Below are 13,836 nucleotides of genomic sequence, written 5' to 3'. Positions count from 1 at the left end.
GCTAGACCGATGCGCGGAACTTGGCCACTGGAGGTCGAATATCGCCGCTTTCGGTGGGAAACGGAAAAGGCTATGCCTCGCTTATGCCGAAGCTGAACACGCTTATTGACAAGAACAGCGCTTCGTTCGCGAAAAACGCTGCGCACAACACGGCCCTGGCGGAGGAACTGCGTGAAAGGGTCGCGACCGCGGCCCTGGGCGGCCCCGAGAGCGCGCGCCTGAAGCATACGGCGCGCGGCAAGCTGCTGCCGCGAGAGCGCGTGGAGCGTCTGCTCGACCCCGGCTCGCCGTTCCTGGAGATCGGCCAGTTGACCGCCTTCGACCTCTACAAGGGCGAGGCGCCGGGCGCGGGGATCATCGCGGGAATCGGCCGGGTCTCGGGCCGCGAGGTGATGATCGTCGCCAACGACGCCACGGTGAAGGGCGGCGCCTATTTCCCGATGACGGTGAAGAAGCACCTGCGCGCCCAGGAGATCGCCGAGCAGAACCGCCTGCCGTGCGTCTATCTGGTCGACAGCGGCGGCGCGAACCTGCCCCACCAGGCCGAGGTGTTTCCCGACCGCGACCACTTCGGCCGCATCTTCTTCAACCAGGCGCGGATGAGCGCCCGGGGCATCGCCCAGATCGCCTGCGTCATGGGCTCGTGCACGGCCGGCGGGGCCTATGTGCCGGCGATGAGCGACGAGACGGTGATCGTGCGCGAGCAGGGCACTATCTTCCTGGCCGGCCCGCCGCTGGTGAAGGCCGCCACCGGCGAGGTGATCAGCGCCGAGGAACTGGGCGGGGCCGACACCCACGGGCGGCGCTCGGGCGTGGTGGACCATGTGGCCGACGACGACGAGCACGCCCTGGAGATCGTTCGTTCGATCGTGGCCAACCTCAACGCCGAGAAGCGTCATGAGGCGGTGGTGATGGACGCCGAGCCGCCGCTCTACGATCCGCAGGAGATCTACGGCGTCGTGCCGACCGACGTGCGCGCCCCCTACGAGGTGCGCGAGATCATCGCCCGCATCGTCGACGGCTCGGTGTTCGACGAGTTCAAGGCCCTCTACGGAACGACGCTGGTCTGCGGCTTCGCCCGGATCTGGGGCCAGCCGGTGGCGATCCTGGCCAACAACGGCGTGCTGTTTTCCGAAAGCGCGCTGAAGGGCGCGCACTTCATCGAGCTGGCCTGCAAGCGGAAGATCCCGCTGGTGTTCCTGCAGAACATCTCGGGCTTCATGGTCGGCGGCAAGTACGAGGCCGGCGGCATCGCCAAGGACGGCGCCAAGCTGGTGACGGCGGTGGCGAGCGCGGAAGTGCCGAAGTTCACAGTGCTGATCGGCGGCAGCTTCGGCGCGGGCAACTACGGCATGTGCGGCCGGGCCTACAGCCCGCGCTTCCTCTTCACCTGGCCCAATTCGCGGATCTCGGTGATGGGCGGCGAGCAGGCCGCCAGCGTGCTGGCCACGGTGCACCGCGACGCGGCCACCTGGACCGATGAAGAGGCCGAGGCCTTCAAGGCCCCGATCCGCCAGCGCTACGAGGACGAGGGCAATCCTTACCACGCAACCTCGCGGCTTTGGGACGACGGGATCATTGATCCGGCTCAAACCCGCGACGTGCTGGGTCTGGCCATATCGGCCAGCCTGAACGCGCCGATTCCGGAGACGACCTTCGGCGTCTTCAGGATGTGACGGTTCAAGCGGAACCTCGGCTTTGGGCGTACCATTAGACTTCCCATTAGAAGGAGCGTGCTCATGACCAACCCCATCGCCGACCCGATCGTCGAGGTGCCGGACACCGACGCCATGAGCCCGCTGGTCCATATCGACTCCACGCCCGACGGGGCGGTGACGGTGTGGATCAACCGGCCGGAGAAGAAGAACGCCTTCGACCAGGCGACCATCGCCGCGCTGAACCAGGCCTTCGAGACCCTGCACGGGGCCGAGGGCGTGCGGGTGGTGTTCCTGCGCGGCGTGGGCGGCACCTTCTGCGCCGGCGCAGACCTGGAATGGATGGCCGCCGCCGCCGACTGGAGCGAGGACGACAACCGCTCCGACGCGCTGGAGCTGGCGCACATGCTGAAGGCCTTGCACGACATCCCGGCCCTGACCGTGGCCTTGGTCGAGGGCGCGGCCTTCGGCGGCGGCGCGGGCCTGGTCGCGGCCTGCGATCACGCCCTGGCCACGGCCGACGCCAAGTTCGCCTTCTCGGAGGTGAAGCTGGGTCTCACTCCGGCGACCATCAGCCCCTATGTGATCGCGGCCCTGGGGCCGCGCACGGCCAAGCTGCTGTTCGCGACGGGCCGGGTGTTCGACGCCGATGCGGCCTGGAGCTACGGCCTGATCGACGAGGTGTTCGACGACGTCGAGGGGCTGGTCGCGGCCCAGGACGCCCTGATCGAGGAGGTCATCCCCTGCGCTCCCGGGGCGATCGGCGACGCCAAGGCCCTGGTCAACGACTTCGCCTTCGAGAAGATCGACCGCGGCCTGATCGACGACAGCGCCCGCCGCATCGCCCGCCGCCGGGTGTCCGACGAGGGGCAGGAGGGCGTGCGGGCGTTCCTGGCCAAGCGGAAGCCTGGCTGGGTGGCGGAGGGCTAGAGGCTCAGCGGGTCCTGTCGCGAACCTCGATGGCGAGCGACAGGATCAGGCCGACGGCCATGCCGATCAACATCCAGATCGCGCTGGTGACCAGCCAGGAGTCGACGAGGGCGTTGAAACCCCTGCTGATCCAGAACAGCGCGAACATGCCGTAGTAGCGCATCTTCGCGATGTCTTCGCCCAGGGCGGCGACGGGCGCGCGATGGCCGATGGCCAGGGCCAGGATCGCGGCGACGCAGAGCGGCGCCCAGGCTGGGGGTGTCTCGCCGATCATCCGCCACGCCGCGGCGCCGACGGCGATCGCCGCCGCCAGCAGGGCCAGCGTGCCGACGACGCGGGCGATCTTGCCGATCTCCAGATGCCAGACCTGGCTCGACAGCGCGCCGCCGCGGAAGTCCACGGCCGCCACCGCCGCCAGGGCGACGATCATCGGCTGGGTGACGGCGTCGTCGACGTCGAACATCGGCAGGCTCAGCACCCAGGCGAACGGCACCACCTGGGCCAGCAGCCGCTGGTGCAGGGGATGGGTCAGGGGCGAGGGCGGGTCGGTGGTGACGAAGGTCCAGACCAGGATGGGCGTGGCCAGCCCCGCGACGATCGCCGCGCTCCACAGGGTGTCGGGCAGCAGGGCCGAGGCCGGCAGCAGCGCCAGGCTGAGCGGCGCCCAGCCGACCCGCTCCAGGACGCCGGCGCGCCAGGAGCGATGGGCCTCCCACGCGGTCTTCAGGCGCAGATAGCCTTGCAGATAGAAGAGCTGGACGGCCAGGACGGCTGCCGTCGCGGCGACGTAGGTTCCCAGCACGGCCGGGATCGGCAGGCCGTAGCCGGCGGCGATCAGCGGGGCCAGCAGCGGCGCGAGGGCGGTGAACCAGAGCATGCCCGAGGTCAGGCGCGGCCGCGCGTAGCGCTGGCGCCAGAGGGCGACGGTCGTGGCGTCGAAGTCGGCCATCAGCGCGCCGTCGCCGTGGCCGATGCGGCCCAGCATGTCCCGCATGGCGATTTCGAAACCGGGGTTGAGGCGACGCCTCAGGGGGACCTTGGCCGTCGGTGGGCCTTGCAATACTTCGATGACCGCCCGCGCCTGCTCGTCGAACTGGAGCATCCGGTCGCGGCTTTCGACGAAGTCGCAGCGCTCGATGACGGCCTGGACGGTCGGGCCGGGCTCGAAGCGCAGGTCCGTGCGTCGCCAGCGGAAGGCGTCGATCGCCGGGGCGAGCAGCGGGTCCGAGCGCGGGGCGGCGCGCAGCAGCAGGTCGGCGACCCGCGCCTCGACGGCGTCGGCGACGGCGATCTCGTCCAGGGCCTCGGCGTTCAGCACCGCCTGGAAGGCGGCGGTCAGCTCGGCGGGGGCGGGACGGTCCTGGCCGCCCAGCAGGGCCTCCAGGCGCTCGAACCTCGCCCGCAGTTCCTCGGCCTGCTGCGTGGCGGCGTCCGGCAGCAGCGGCGGGGCTGCCGGGGCGGCGGGACGGCCTTCGAGCAGCGTGGTCAGGGCGCCGGCCTCGATGACCAGCTTGACGAGCTCGGGAGAGGCGACCGCCGCGTCGGCGGCCTCGTCGCCGCCGTCCTCGCTCTCATCGTCGTCCCACATCCAGTCCCACTGGGCGCGCTGGATCGCCTCGTCATGGGCTTCCCGCAGGCGCATGAAGGCCTCGGCGTCGTCCTCGGGATTGGTGACGCGCAGCTTGCGGGCGTAGGCGCGGCGGATGACGTCGCGGTCGCGGGTCGGCTCTACGCCGAGCACCGCCCAGATGTCGTCCTCGTCGTCGATGAGGCCGCTCACAGGAAGCTCTCGCCTTCGATCTCGTCCAGGGCGGCCTGGAGCTGCTGGCGGGCGGTCTCGATCTGGCGCGGATCCTGACCGTCGAGCACGCCCTCGAACCGCGACAGCAGCGCGCCGACATGCTCGCGCATGTCGCCCAGGAACAGCTCGTAGCAGCGCTGGGCGCGGGCCACGGCGGCGCGGTTGGCGTCGGCGTCGCGCGGATGGACCTTGAGGGCGGCCAGAGCCGCGCGGCGCTGCTCCAGGTCGGGGGCGTTCTTGTCGTCCTCGTCGACGATGACCAGCTGGCGGCGCTCGTTGGTCTGGGGCACCAGGACGTCGATCTCGATCAGGCCGTTGACGTCGTAGCTGAAGCGGCACTCGATCTGGACCTCGCCGGCGCGGCCGGGCGGCACGGCGATTTCGACCTCGCCCAGGCGGACGTTGTCGGCCACCATCCGGGCTTCGCCCTGGTAGATGCCGAAGGCGACCTTGCGCTGGCCGGCCTGCATGGTGCTGAACAGCTTCATGCGGCTGGCGGGGACGACGGTGTTGCGCTCGATCACCGGCGAGAAGATGCCGGTGCGCATCGAGCCCATCGGGCCGTGCTCGGCGACGTCGACGCCCAGGGAGTAGGGGCAGACGTCGGTCATGACCACGTCCTTGAGCGCGGCGTCGCGGCTCTTGAGGCCGGCCTGGATGGCCGCGCCCCGCACCACGGCCTCGTCCGGATGGACGGCGGTCGAGGGAAAGCGGCCGAACATGCGGGTCACCGCGCGGCGCACCACCGGCATGCGGGTGGCGCCGCCGACCAGGACGATCTCCTTCAATTCGTCGGGGCGCAGGCCGCCGTCGCGCAGGGCGCGGGTCACCGGTTCCTTCAGCTTGGCCAGCAGCGGCGCGGCGGCGGCCTCGAAGTCCTCGGCGGTGATCTCCAGCGTGTAGGGCTGGTCCTTCCAGACGATCGCCATCTCGGCGCGATCGGCGGTGGTCAGGGCGCGGCGGGCCTTCTCGGCGGCGGCGTCCAGGCGGGTGGACAGGGCCTCGCTGGCGAGATCCGCGGCCAGGGCCTCGCGGTGGGCGGCGCGCAGGCGGTCGACCAGCACCTTGTTGAAATCCTCGCCGCCCAGCCGGTTGTCGCCGGTGGAGGCGCGCACCTCGATGACGCCCTCGAAGATCTCCAGCACCGAGACGTCGAAGGTGCCGCCGCCCAGGTCGAACACCAGGAAGCGGGTCTCGTCGGCCAGCTCGTGGATGCCGTAGGCGAGGGCGGCGGCGGTGGGCTCGTTGAGCAGGCGCTCGACCTTCAGCCCAGCCAGCTCGCCGGCGCGGCGGGTGGCCTTGCGCTGCTTGTCGTTGAAATAGGCCGGCACGGTGATGACGGCCTCGGTCACCGGCTCGCCCAGCCAAGCCTCGGCGTCGGCCTTCAGCCGGGCCAGGACCAGGGCCGACAGCTCCTCGGGCAGGTAGGACTGCTTGCCCAGCTTGGTGGCGCGGGTCGTGCCCATGTAGCGCTTGAAGGCGGTGGCGGTGAGGTGCGGGTGGGTCGAGCGACGCTCGCGGGCGGCCAGGCCGACCAGCAGGGCGCCATCGTCGTCGAGGCCCACGGCCGACGGCGTCAGCACCGAGCCCAGGCTGTTGGGCACGAGTTCGACCCCGCCCTCCCGCCAGACACCCACGGCGCTGTTGGTGGTTCCCAGATCGATGCCGATGATCACGCCACGTCCCCCGATACGCAAACTCAAGCTTGGGTTTAGCCTCGGGCGCGGCGAGAACCAAGGGCGGGAGGCCGGGCTGATGGCGGATGGGGGATTTCTCCCTTGCCCCGGCGGAAAAAACGCGCATCTAGGCGCCATGCGCAGGTTCGACTTCTCCAGCCCCGACTTCGCCCAGGCCTTCAAGGCCTTCCTCGACGAGCGCCGCGGTTCGCCGGCCGATGTCGACGCCGCCGCGCGCGACGTTCTGGAAGCGGTGAAGCATGGCGGTCTGGAGGCCGTGCTCGACTACACCCGCCGCTTCGACAAGGTGGAGCTGACGCCGGAGACCGTTCGCGTCACCGCCGAGGAGATCGAGGCCGGCGCCGCCGAGTGCTCGCAAGAGGTGCGCGAGGCCATCGCCTTCGCCGCCCAACGCATCCGCGTCTATCACGCCCGCCAGCGTCCGGCCGACCAGGCCTGGACCGACGAGGCCGGGGTCGAGCTGGGCTGGCGCTGGACGCCGCTGGAGGCCGTGGGCGTCTACGTGCCCGGCGGCCGGGCGGCCTATCCTTCGACCGTGCTGATGAACGCCGTGCCGGCCCAGGTGGCGGGCGTCGATCGCATCGCCATGGTCACCCCGCCCGGCAAGCTGCAGCCGGCCGTGCTGGCCGCCGCGAAAGAAGCCGGCGTCACCGAGATCTGGCGCATCGGCGGGGCCCAGGCCGTGGCCGCCCTGGCCTATGGCGCGGGTCCGATCCAGCCGGTCGACAAGATCGTCGGCCCTGGCAACGCCTATGTCACCGCCGCCAAGCGCCGCCTGTACGGCGTGGTCGGCATCGACGCCCTGGCCGGTCCGTCGGAGATTGTCGTGGTCGCCGACAAGGACAACAATCCCGACTGGATCGCCGCCGACCTGCTGAGCCAGGCCGAGCACGACCCGGCCGCCCAGTCGATCCTGATCACCGACGACACCGACTTCGCCGCCGCCGTCGAGGCCGCCGTGGCCGAGCGCCTGAAGACCCTGTCGACTGGCGAGGACGCCGCCGCCTCGTGGCGCGACCACGGCGCGGTGATCATCGCCCCGCTGGACGTGAGCCCGGCCCTGGTGGACGCCATCGCCCCCGAGCACGTCGAGTTCGCTCTGGAGAACCCGGAAGCTCTGTCGGATCGGGTGCGCCACGCCGGCGCGATCTTCCTGGGCCGCCTGACGCCGGAAGCCATCGGCGACTACGTGGCCGGCTCCAACCACGTGCTGCCGACCAGCCGCGCGGCGCGCTTCCAGTCGGGCCTGTCGATCTACGACTTCATCAAGCGCACCTCGATCGTGAAGTGCGACGCGGCCTCGTTCGGCATCCTGGGTCCGCACACGGCGGCGCTGGCGGAGGCCGAGGGGCTGCCGGCCCACGCCCTGTCGGCGTCCATTCGGTTGCCTTCCAAGAACTGACGGGCCAACCTCGCCGCCAACATGTCCGACGACGCCAGCAAGCACTTCCTGAAGAGCATCGCCATCGACGAGGATTCGTTGGCGGCCGCCTCGCGCGACCAGGAGCAGGAGCGCCAGGTGGCGATCTTCGACCTGCTGGACGGCAACTACTTCCAGCCGGCCGAGGCCGAGGGCGGGCCCTATGACCTGAAGCTCTCGCTGATCGAGAATCGGCTGGCGCTCGACATCACCGGCGGCGGCTACGAGAAGCGGCACCTGCTGTCGCTGTCGCCGTTCCGCGGGGTGATCCGCGACTACTTCATGATCTGCGACAGCTACTACCAGGCGATCCGCAACTCGACGCCGCAGCAGATCGAGGCCTTGGACATGGGCCGGCGGGGGCTGCACAACGAGGGCTCGGGCCTGCTGCGCGAGCGGCTGGAGGGCAAGGTCAAGACCGACCTCGACACGGCCCGGCGCCTCTTCACCCTGATCTGCGCGCTGCACTGGCGGGGCTGAGCGCGTGTCGGATCTGCCCGATGCGGTGTTGTTCACCTGCAACTACAACCGCGTGCGCTCGCCGATGGCCGAGGCGTTGTTCAAGCGCTTCTACGGCACGCGGGCGTATGTGGATTCGTGCGGCCTGAAGCCGGATCCGGCCGGGGAGGGGATCGACCCCTTCGTGGTGGCGGTGATGGACGAGCTGGGCGTCGACGTGGCCACCCACAAGCCCAAGACCTTCGCCGAGCTGGAGGACGACAGCTTCGACGTCGTGGTCTCCCTGACCCCGGAAGCCCAGCACCGGGCCGTGGAGCTGTCGCGCGACCGTTCGGTCGAGATCGAGTACTGGCCGACCCATGATCCGACCCTGGTGACCGAGGGCTCGCGGGACGCCATGCTGGCAGCCTATCGCGAGGTTCGCGACACGCTTTCGGCCGCGATTCGTCGGCGTTTCGGGACACCATCGACGTTCGGGGGGTGAATGCGCTATAAGCCCCGCCTCGCAGCCGCGGCTCGCGTCACGACTCGTTTCCGGGTCGCGCGGGCCGCTCTGCTATTGAACCCCTTTTGAGAGGCCTGATGGCTAAGGAAGAACTGCTCGAGTTTCCCGGCACGGTCAGCGAACTGCTGCCCAACGCCACGTTCCGCGTGAAGCTCGAGAACGATCACGAGATCATCGCCCACACCGCCGGCAAGATGCGCAAGAACCGCATCCGCGTGCTGGCCGGTGACAAGGTGCTCGTGGAAATGACCCCCTACGACCTGACCAAGGGCCGTATCACCTACCGCTTCAAGTAAGCCGGGCGTGCGCATGACGGTCGCCCAGCCTTCGCTGGTCCTGGCCAGTGCGAGCCCCAGGCGCTTGGACCTTCTGGCTCAGGTCGGCGTAACGCCCGACCGGGTCGATCCCGCCGACATCGACGAGTCGCCGCTGCGCGACGAGACCCCACGTCGCCACGCCCTGCGCCTGGCGCAGGAGAAGGCGCGCGCCGTCGCCGCCCGCTCGCCGGGCGATTTCGTGCTGGCCGCCGACACGGTGGTGGCCGTGGGCCGTCGCATCCTGCCCAAGGCCGAGAGCGAGGCCGACGTCCGCCATTGCCTGGGCCTGCTGACCGGCCGCGCCCACAAGGTGCTGACGGGCGTGGCCCTGATCGGGCCGGACGGCGGGATCAGCTCGCGGGTGATCGAGACTCGGGTGGTGTTCAAGCGGCTGTCGGACGCCGAGTTCGAATCCTACGTCGCCAGCGGCGAATGGCGCGGCAAGGCCGGCGGCTACGGCGTGCAGGGCGTGGCGGGCGGCTTCATCGTCGATCTGCAGGGCTCCTATCCCAGCGTGGTCGGCCTGCCGCTGTACGAGACCCTGTGCATGCTCGAAGGACGTGGCTGGACCCGTCGCGCGGCCGCCGCATGAGCGAGCGTCGCGCATACCTCTACAAGGGCGTCGGCGAGACCGTCGGCGTCGTCACCTTGGACGGCCGGCCCGAGCGGCTGATCGTGCAATGGCCGGGCGATGATCCGCTGGACGCCGAGGGCGTTCGCGGCGTGGCACGGGTGAAATCCATCGAGAAGGCCTTCGGGGCCGCCTTCGTGGCCCTGCCGGGCGGCGCCGACGTGCTGCTGCCGATCAAGCCTGACATGCCCAAGCTGGTGCAGGGCGGCCTAGTCGAGATCGAGATCCGCACCGCCTCGCGCGCCGACAAGTCGGCCGTGGCCCGGTTCATCGCCGAAGGGGAGGGCGAGCCGCGCGTGCTGGCCGCCGCCCCGACGCTCGAGGAGCAGTTGCGCCACTTCGTGAAGTCCGGCTCGCCGACCCAGGGCGAACGCGCCCTGGAGGCCGTCGAGGCGGCCGAGGCCGATATACTGGAAACCGTCTTCTCGCTGCCCGGCGGGGGCGACGTGGCCGTCGAGGCGACGCGCGCCCTGGTGTCGATCGACGTCGACCTGGGCGGCCGCGAGGGGGACGCCAAGCGCGCCGCCCGCCAGGCCAACCTGGCGGCCCTGGCCGTCGCCGCCCGCGTGCTGCGCCTGAAGGGGCTGGGCGGGCTGGTGGTGTTCGACCTGGTGGGGCGCGGCCATGACGGCCAGGCCCTGACCTCGGCCGCCCGCGTGGCCTTCGCGCCCGACAACCCGGGCGTCGCCATCGCCGGCCTCAGCAAGTTCGGGGCGCTGGAGATGGCCGTGCCGCGCCGCGCCACGCCGGTCATGGAGCGCCTGGTCGGGCGCAACGGGGCCTGGACGCCGCAATACGCCGCCCGCCGCCTGGCGCGGGCCCTGGAACGGGAAGGGCGGGCCGATCCCGGCGCGCGCCTCGTCGCCCGCTGCGCGCCGTCTGTCGCCGAATCCTTCGCGGCTCTCGACGCCGGCGTCGCCGACCGCCTTGGCCGGCGCTTCACGGTCTCGGTCGAGCCCGGCTGGCCGACCGACCGCATCGAGGTCTCCGCGTCATGAGCAGTCCCTGTCCGATCTGCCGCAAGCCGTCGACGCAGGAGGCCCGGCCCTTCTGTTCCAAGCGCTGCGCGGACGTCGACCTTCAGCGCTGGCTGTCGGACCGCTACGTGGTTCCGGGCGGCCAGGACGACGAGGAAAACCCGCTGTCCACAGACTTCGACAATTAGTCGAAAAGGGCGCTGGACAAGCCCGTCGGGCTCTCCTATAGACCCGGCTCCTCGCCGCAGGGCGGGGGCGGGGCGGCCTTCACCGCCTCGAAGGTCCAAGGGCCTGGGTAGCTCAGTTGGTAGAGCAGCGGATTGAAAATCCGCGTGTCGCTGGTTCGATTCCGGCCCCAGGCACCACCTTTCCTCAACAAAATCAAGCACTTGAGCGCCCCTCGCGGGCGCTTTCGCACGTCTTCTAACCCACCTCTATGCGTTTCGGGGTGCAACAGGAAACACGTGCAAAAACAGTATGTTACGCTGCGTCTCAAAACGCCGCAAATCCTGAGTGGTCCACGTTTGGTCCACGGACCAGGGCCTGGACCACAAGCCCCACAAGGGTTTGCGGGCCTTAGAAGGTTCAGAACCCCCAAAAAAGAAGGCCCCGCCGTCTCCGGCGGGGCCCATGGCGTGGACCAATCGTGGACCAGTTTTATGCCGCCCTGGCCGGCGCCTCGAACATCGCTTCGGTCGCCGCGCCGATCGCCGCGTCCTGTGTCGCGTCCTTCCAGAGGTGCCCATAGACGTCCATCGTGATGCCGATGTTGGCGTGGCCCATGAGGGCCATGACCTTCTTGTGGTCGAGCTTCTGGGCGATCAGGTTAGAGGCGTAGACGTGCCGCAGAAGGTGGGGGTGATAGTTGGCCTGCCAGCCCTGCACCTTCTCCCTGGGCCGCGCGATCTTGTTGCGGTTGGTGCGGATGCGGACGATGGGCTCGGCGATGCCGGCCTCTCCGCTGAGGGGCGCCCAGAAGCGCGCATGCCAGTTCGGATAGCTCTGAACCTTGCCCTCTCGGTTGCCGAAGACCAGGGGCTGTGATGCCTTGATCTTGGGCTTTGGCGCCGCCTTGAGCCACGTCCTGAGGGCCGCGACCGTCGAAGGACCCAGGGGGATTTCGCGCTCCGAGTTGAGGGTCTTGCAGGGACCGATCACGCCGCGCTGGTCGGCTCGCTGGTAGATCAGCACGTGCGGAGACTCCGCGTCGAGCTGGAGGGCGTCCACCGGCAGGCCGCGCAGTTCCGAGATGCGCAGACCGCAATGGACCAGCAATCGGATGACCGCAGCAGCGTATCCCTTGTCGCTCACAGCCCGGGCGTCGGCCGCCGCGAGCAGAGCGGCGACCTCGGGCTTTGAGGGGAAGACCAGCTTCCTGGCCTTCAGCACCTGGGCCTTCTCCAGCTGCTGGCGGGAGACCTTGACCCGCGTGGAGACCACCGGATTGGCCGGCAGCGCGCCGGTCACCACCCCGTGCTTGCAGATCGAATTCAGCGTCTGCCGAACCTTCCGTACCATCTTGGGCGACATGCCGTCGGTACGAAGCTGGGTGAGGGTGGCGTGGACCGTGGGCGTCGTGAGGTCCGGCATCTGGGTCTCGGCGAAGTCGCCAGTCGCCAGAAGGTGGGCGATGTGCTCCCCATACTGCTTGACCGTCGACCACTCCAACGAGCCTTCTTCCTCGTGGCTCTTGGCCTCGATCATGAAGTCCTCGGTGAGGGCCCGGAAGGTCATCTTCGCCCCGCCGATCGTGCCGCCCTCGACAGCCACTTTGTGAGCCTTGGCCTCCTTGTGGGTGTCGAAGGACTTGGTATGGCGGGCGCCGTTCTTGTCGAGCCATCGGACCCGCCAAGTGATGCTGCGGTCCGCGTTCTCTCGCTTATCGATACTGGCCATGGGGCCTCCAGCTAGTGGCTGGCGGGCGGCTCAGCGGGGGTCGGAGGAGCCTTGAGAAACGCCTCGATCTCACTCTTGAAAGCGTACAGGCCAATGCCCGGCTTCGAGTGGATCGGGAGCTGCTTGCGGTGCTTCGCCATCCGAACCCGGCCTGCCGTCCACCGGGGACCAAGGAAACACGCGATGTCGGCGGCGCCTTCAAGCATGTCTTCGGACAGCGGGACGGCCGCTGGGGCGGCTGTAACAGAAAGATTTTCGCTCATTTGGTGACCTTGAGAACACGAATGGGCCCACCGGCTCCGTCGGCGTCGAACACACCAATGGCGAGAATTCCGGTGGCGTAGGCGGCGGTGTCGAGATTGGTGCGGTGAGGCAGCAGCTCGGGCTCGCGACCGCGCGGCTTGAGGGAGTGGCTGGGGGTGTGGCCGTGGACGATGTGCTTGCCGTCAGGGAATGCCTCGGCCGGCGCGTTCAGGAACTTCGTCCTGATCCACGTGACGACCTCTTCGTCCTGGTCGGCGATCGGGACGTGCGGCATGAGGCCGGCGTGGACGAAGACCCGGGTCTCCGTGTCGACGATGACCGGGAGGGACTCCATCCAGGCGATGTGTTCCTCGGGGATGGCGTCCCAGAAATTCTGACGGCTCTCCGGCCGGTATCCGGTCAGGTAGCTCGCCACAGTTTCGTCGCCGCCGTTGCCGAGCCACTGCTCGACAGGCGTTCGCTCACGCTGGCGGTAGGCGTCGCACATCATCTGCTCGTGGTTGCCGCGCACGCAGGTGACGGTGTTGGGCGGGAACGACATCAGCCGCTCGATGACACCCTTGGTGTCAGGGCCCCGGTCGACGTAGTCGCCCAGGAACACCACGTGCTTGTGGGCTCCGGGCGCGTCGTCTTGGATCGCGGCGCAGGCCGCGTCGAGGAGATCGGCGCGGCCGTGTAGGTCGCCGATCGCATAGATCAGTCTCATGGAAGGCTCAGGAAGGCCGTCAGGGCCTGGGAATGGGGAAGCTGGGCCGAGCGTGCGGCCTAGGCGTCAGGAGGCCTTCTGGGCGTCCTCAGGGGCTTGAGCCAAAGGCTCGAAGCAGGACTTGGAGCAGCGGGCGATCTTGGGCTTCACGCCGCAGCCTCGGCAGCCGTCGGAAACGAACTCCAGGGCGTCCCACTTGTAGCCGCCGACGATGGTGCCGACGGTGCCCGCCGGGATGACCACGTTGCCGCTGGAGAGGGGGAAGCGAAGGCGGACCCGCAGGCCACGCACGTCGCGCACCCGCTTGGGCCAGACGCCGGGCGTGACGTCCTCACGGCCCTTGAGGCCGAGCTGTTCGAGGATGGCGTCGGCCACGATATCCATGCCGCCGACCGTGACGATTTCCTCGCCCGGACACCTTTGGATGTCGAGTTCCAGGTTGGCGCGCATCAGGTCGATGAGGTCCTGGCGCGAAATCGCCGGCAAGGGCTTAGCCATTGCCGGCGCAGTCGATGGGGTCGTGGTAGAGCATGGGTCTCGCTTCAGTGTTGCCGAATGGCGGCACTTAACGAGCGTTC

At 69.3% G+C, this 13,836-nt stretch carries 14 protein-coding genes and 1 tRNA gene; 10 read left to right on the top strand and 5 right to left on the bottom strand.

Annotated elements, in window-relative coordinates:
- The first annotated feature begins 83 nt into the window (after positions 1 to 83).
- Entirely contained in the window at positions 84 to 1,676 is a 1,593-nt protein-coding gene (locus tag AC07NS_RS18745) for a carboxyl transferase domain-containing protein (protein WP_494605651.1), read from the top strand.
- A 63-nt stretch (positions 1,677 to 1,739) separates the two neighbouring features.
- A complete protein-coding gene (locus tag AC07NS_RS18740) occupies positions 1,740 to 2,585 on the top strand; it encodes an enoyl-CoA hydratase-related protein (RefSeq protein WP_494605649.1) in 846 nt (281 codons plus the stop codon).
- A gap of 4 nt (positions 2,586 to 2,589) precedes the next feature.
- Here AC07NS_RS18740 and AC07NS_RS18735 read toward each other — a convergent pair whose 3' ends face one another.
- Together AC07NS_RS18735 and AC07NS_RS18730 are read right to left on the bottom strand one after the other, a co-directional pair.
- Positions 2,590 to 4,365 carry a hypothetical protein gene (locus AC07NS_RS18735; protein WP_494605647.1) on the bottom strand — a complete coding sequence of 592 codons (1,776 nt, stop codon included), beginning with the start codon at positions 4,363 to 4,365 and terminating at the stop codon, positions 2,590 to 2,592.
- Positions 4,362 to 6,062 carry an Hsp70 family protein gene (locus AC07NS_RS18730; RefSeq protein ID WP_494605646.1) on the bottom strand — a complete coding sequence of 567 codons (1,701 nt, stop codon included), beginning with the start codon at positions 6,060 to 6,062 and terminating at the stop codon, positions 4,362 to 4,364. The genes AC07NS_RS18735 and AC07NS_RS18730 overlap by 4 nt, the downstream gene beginning before the upstream one ends.
- Positions 6,063 to 6,198: 136 nt before the next feature.
- Between AC07NS_RS18730 and hisD the strand changes: the two genes are divergently transcribed.
- The 8 genes from hisD (at position 6,199) to AC07NS_RS18690 (ending at position 10,757) form a co-directional block, all read left to right on the top strand.
- Positions 6,199 to 7,485, top strand: coding sequence for a histidinol dehydrogenase (hisD, locus tag AC07NS_RS18725; RefSeq protein WP_494605644.1), 1,287 nt, complete (start codon positions 6,199 to 6,201; stop codon positions 7,483 to 7,485).
- Between the two features lie 21 nt (positions 7,486 to 7,506).
- Positions 7,507 to 7,983, top strand: a complete 477-nt coding sequence (locus tag AC07NS_RS18720) for a UPF0262 family protein (protein ID WP_494605642.1) — start codon at positions 7,507 to 7,509, stop codon at positions 7,981 to 7,983.
- A gap of 4 nt (positions 7,984 to 7,987) precedes the next feature.
- A complete protein-coding gene (locus AC07NS_RS18715; RefSeq protein ID WP_494605640.1) occupies positions 7,988 to 8,446 on the top strand; it encodes an arsenate-mycothiol transferase ArsC in 459 nt (152 codons plus the stop codon).
- Positions 8,447 to 8,544: 98 nt separating this feature from the next.
- A complete protein-coding gene (gene infA, locus AC07NS_RS18710) occupies positions 8,545 to 8,763 on the top strand; it encodes a translation initiation factor IF-1 (RefSeq protein ID WP_004617696.1) in 219 nt (72 codons plus the stop codon).
- A 13-nt stretch (positions 8,764 to 8,776) separates the two neighbouring features.
- On the top strand, positions 8,777 to 9,376 hold the full coding sequence (locus tag AC07NS_RS18705; protein ID WP_494605754.1) for a Maf family nucleotide pyrophosphatase: 600 nt from the start codon (positions 8,777 to 8,779) through the stop codon (positions 9,374 to 9,376).
- Positions 9,373 to 10,413 carry a ribonuclease E/G gene (locus tag AC07NS_RS18700; protein WP_494605638.1) on the top strand — a complete coding sequence of 347 codons (1,041 nt, stop codon included), beginning with the start codon at positions 9,373 to 9,375 and terminating at the stop codon, positions 10,411 to 10,413. Before AC07NS_RS18705 ends, AC07NS_RS18700 begins: the two co-directional genes overlap by 4 nt.
- Positions 10,410 to 10,580 carry a DNA gyrase inhibitor YacG gene (yacG, locus tag AC07NS_RS18695; RefSeq protein ID WP_494605636.1) on the top strand — a complete coding sequence of 57 codons (171 nt, stop codon included), beginning with the start codon at positions 10,410 to 10,412 and terminating at the stop codon, positions 10,578 to 10,580. Before AC07NS_RS18700 ends, yacG begins: the two co-directional genes overlap by 4 nt.
- 101 nt (positions 10,581 to 10,681) lie before the next feature.
- Positions 10,682 to 10,757: transfer RNA gene (locus AC07NS_RS18690), tRNA-Phe, on the top strand.
- A 292-nt stretch (positions 10,758 to 11,049) separates the two neighbouring features.
- Here AC07NS_RS18690 and AC07NS_RS18685 read toward each other — a convergent pair.
- The 3 genes from AC07NS_RS18685 to AC07NS_RS18675 all read right to left on the bottom strand — a co-directional run bounded on the left by AC07NS_RS18685 (position 11,050) and on the right by AC07NS_RS18675 (position 13,756).
- Positions 11,050 to 12,288 carry a site-specific integrase gene (locus tag AC07NS_RS18685; RefSeq protein WP_494605634.1) on the bottom strand — a complete coding sequence of 413 codons (1,239 nt, stop codon included), beginning with the start codon at positions 12,286 to 12,288 and terminating at the stop codon, positions 11,050 to 11,052.
- 259 nt (positions 12,289 to 12,547) lie between these two features.
- Positions 12,548 to 13,258, bottom strand: coding sequence for a metallophosphoesterase family protein (locus AC07NS_RS18680; protein WP_494605632.1), 711 nt, complete (start codon positions 13,256 to 13,258; stop codon positions 12,548 to 12,550).
- 66 nt (positions 13,259 to 13,324) lie between these two features.
- Entirely contained in the window at positions 13,325 to 13,756 is a 432-nt protein-coding gene (locus AC07NS_RS18675; RefSeq protein WP_494605630.1) for a hypothetical protein, read from the bottom strand.
- Positions 13,757 to 13,836 lie beyond the last annotated feature (80 nt).

Source organism: Caulobacter sp. GW821-FHT10A10 (assembly GCF_059415745.1).
This window is presented reverse-complemented; position numbering and strand designations above follow the sequence as displayed.

Excerpts from the sequence above, each read along its gene's own strand:
- AC07NS_RS18685 (WP_494605634.1), bottom strand. The coding sequence starts at position 12,288 with ATGGCCAGTATCGATAAGCGAGAGAACGCGGACCGCAGCATCACTTGG.
- AC07NS_RS18680 (WP_494605632.1), bottom strand. The coding sequence starts at position 13,258 with ATGAGACTGATCTATGCGATCGGCGACCTACACGGCCGCGCCGATCTC.
- yacG (WP_494605636.1), top strand. The coding sequence starts at position 10,410 with ATGAGCAGTCCCTGTCCGATCTGCCGCAAGCCGTCGACGCAGGAGGCC.
- AC07NS_RS18675 (WP_494605630.1), bottom strand. The coding sequence starts at position 13,756 with ATGGCTAAGCCCTTGCCGGCGATTTCGCGCCAGGACCTCATCGACCTG.
- infA (WP_004617696.1), top strand. The coding sequence starts at position 8,545 with ATGGCTAAGGAAGAACTGCTCGAGTTTCCCGGCACGGTCAGCGAACTG.
- AC07NS_RS18720 (WP_494605642.1), top strand. The coding sequence starts at position 7,507 with ATGTCCGACGACGCCAGCAAGCACTTCCTGAAGAGCATCGCCATCGAC.
- AC07NS_RS18705 (WP_494605754.1), top strand. The coding sequence starts at position 8,777 with ATGACGGTCGCCCAGCCTTCGCTGGTCCTGGCCAGTGCGAGCCCCAGG.
- hisD (WP_494605644.1), top strand. The coding sequence starts at position 6,199 with ATGCGCAGGTTCGACTTCTCCAGCCCCGACTTCGCCCAGGCCTTCAAG.
- AC07NS_RS18740 (WP_494605649.1), top strand. The coding sequence starts at position 1,740 with ATGACCAACCCCATCGCCGACCCGATCGTCGAGGTGCCGGACACCGAC.
- AC07NS_RS18745 (WP_494605651.1), top strand. The coding sequence starts at position 84 with ATGCCGAAGCTGAACACGCTTATTGACAAGAACAGCGCTTCGTTCGCG.
- AC07NS_RS18700 (WP_494605638.1), top strand. The coding sequence starts at position 9,373 with ATGAGCGAGCGTCGCGCATACCTCTACAAGGGCGTCGGCGAGACCGTC.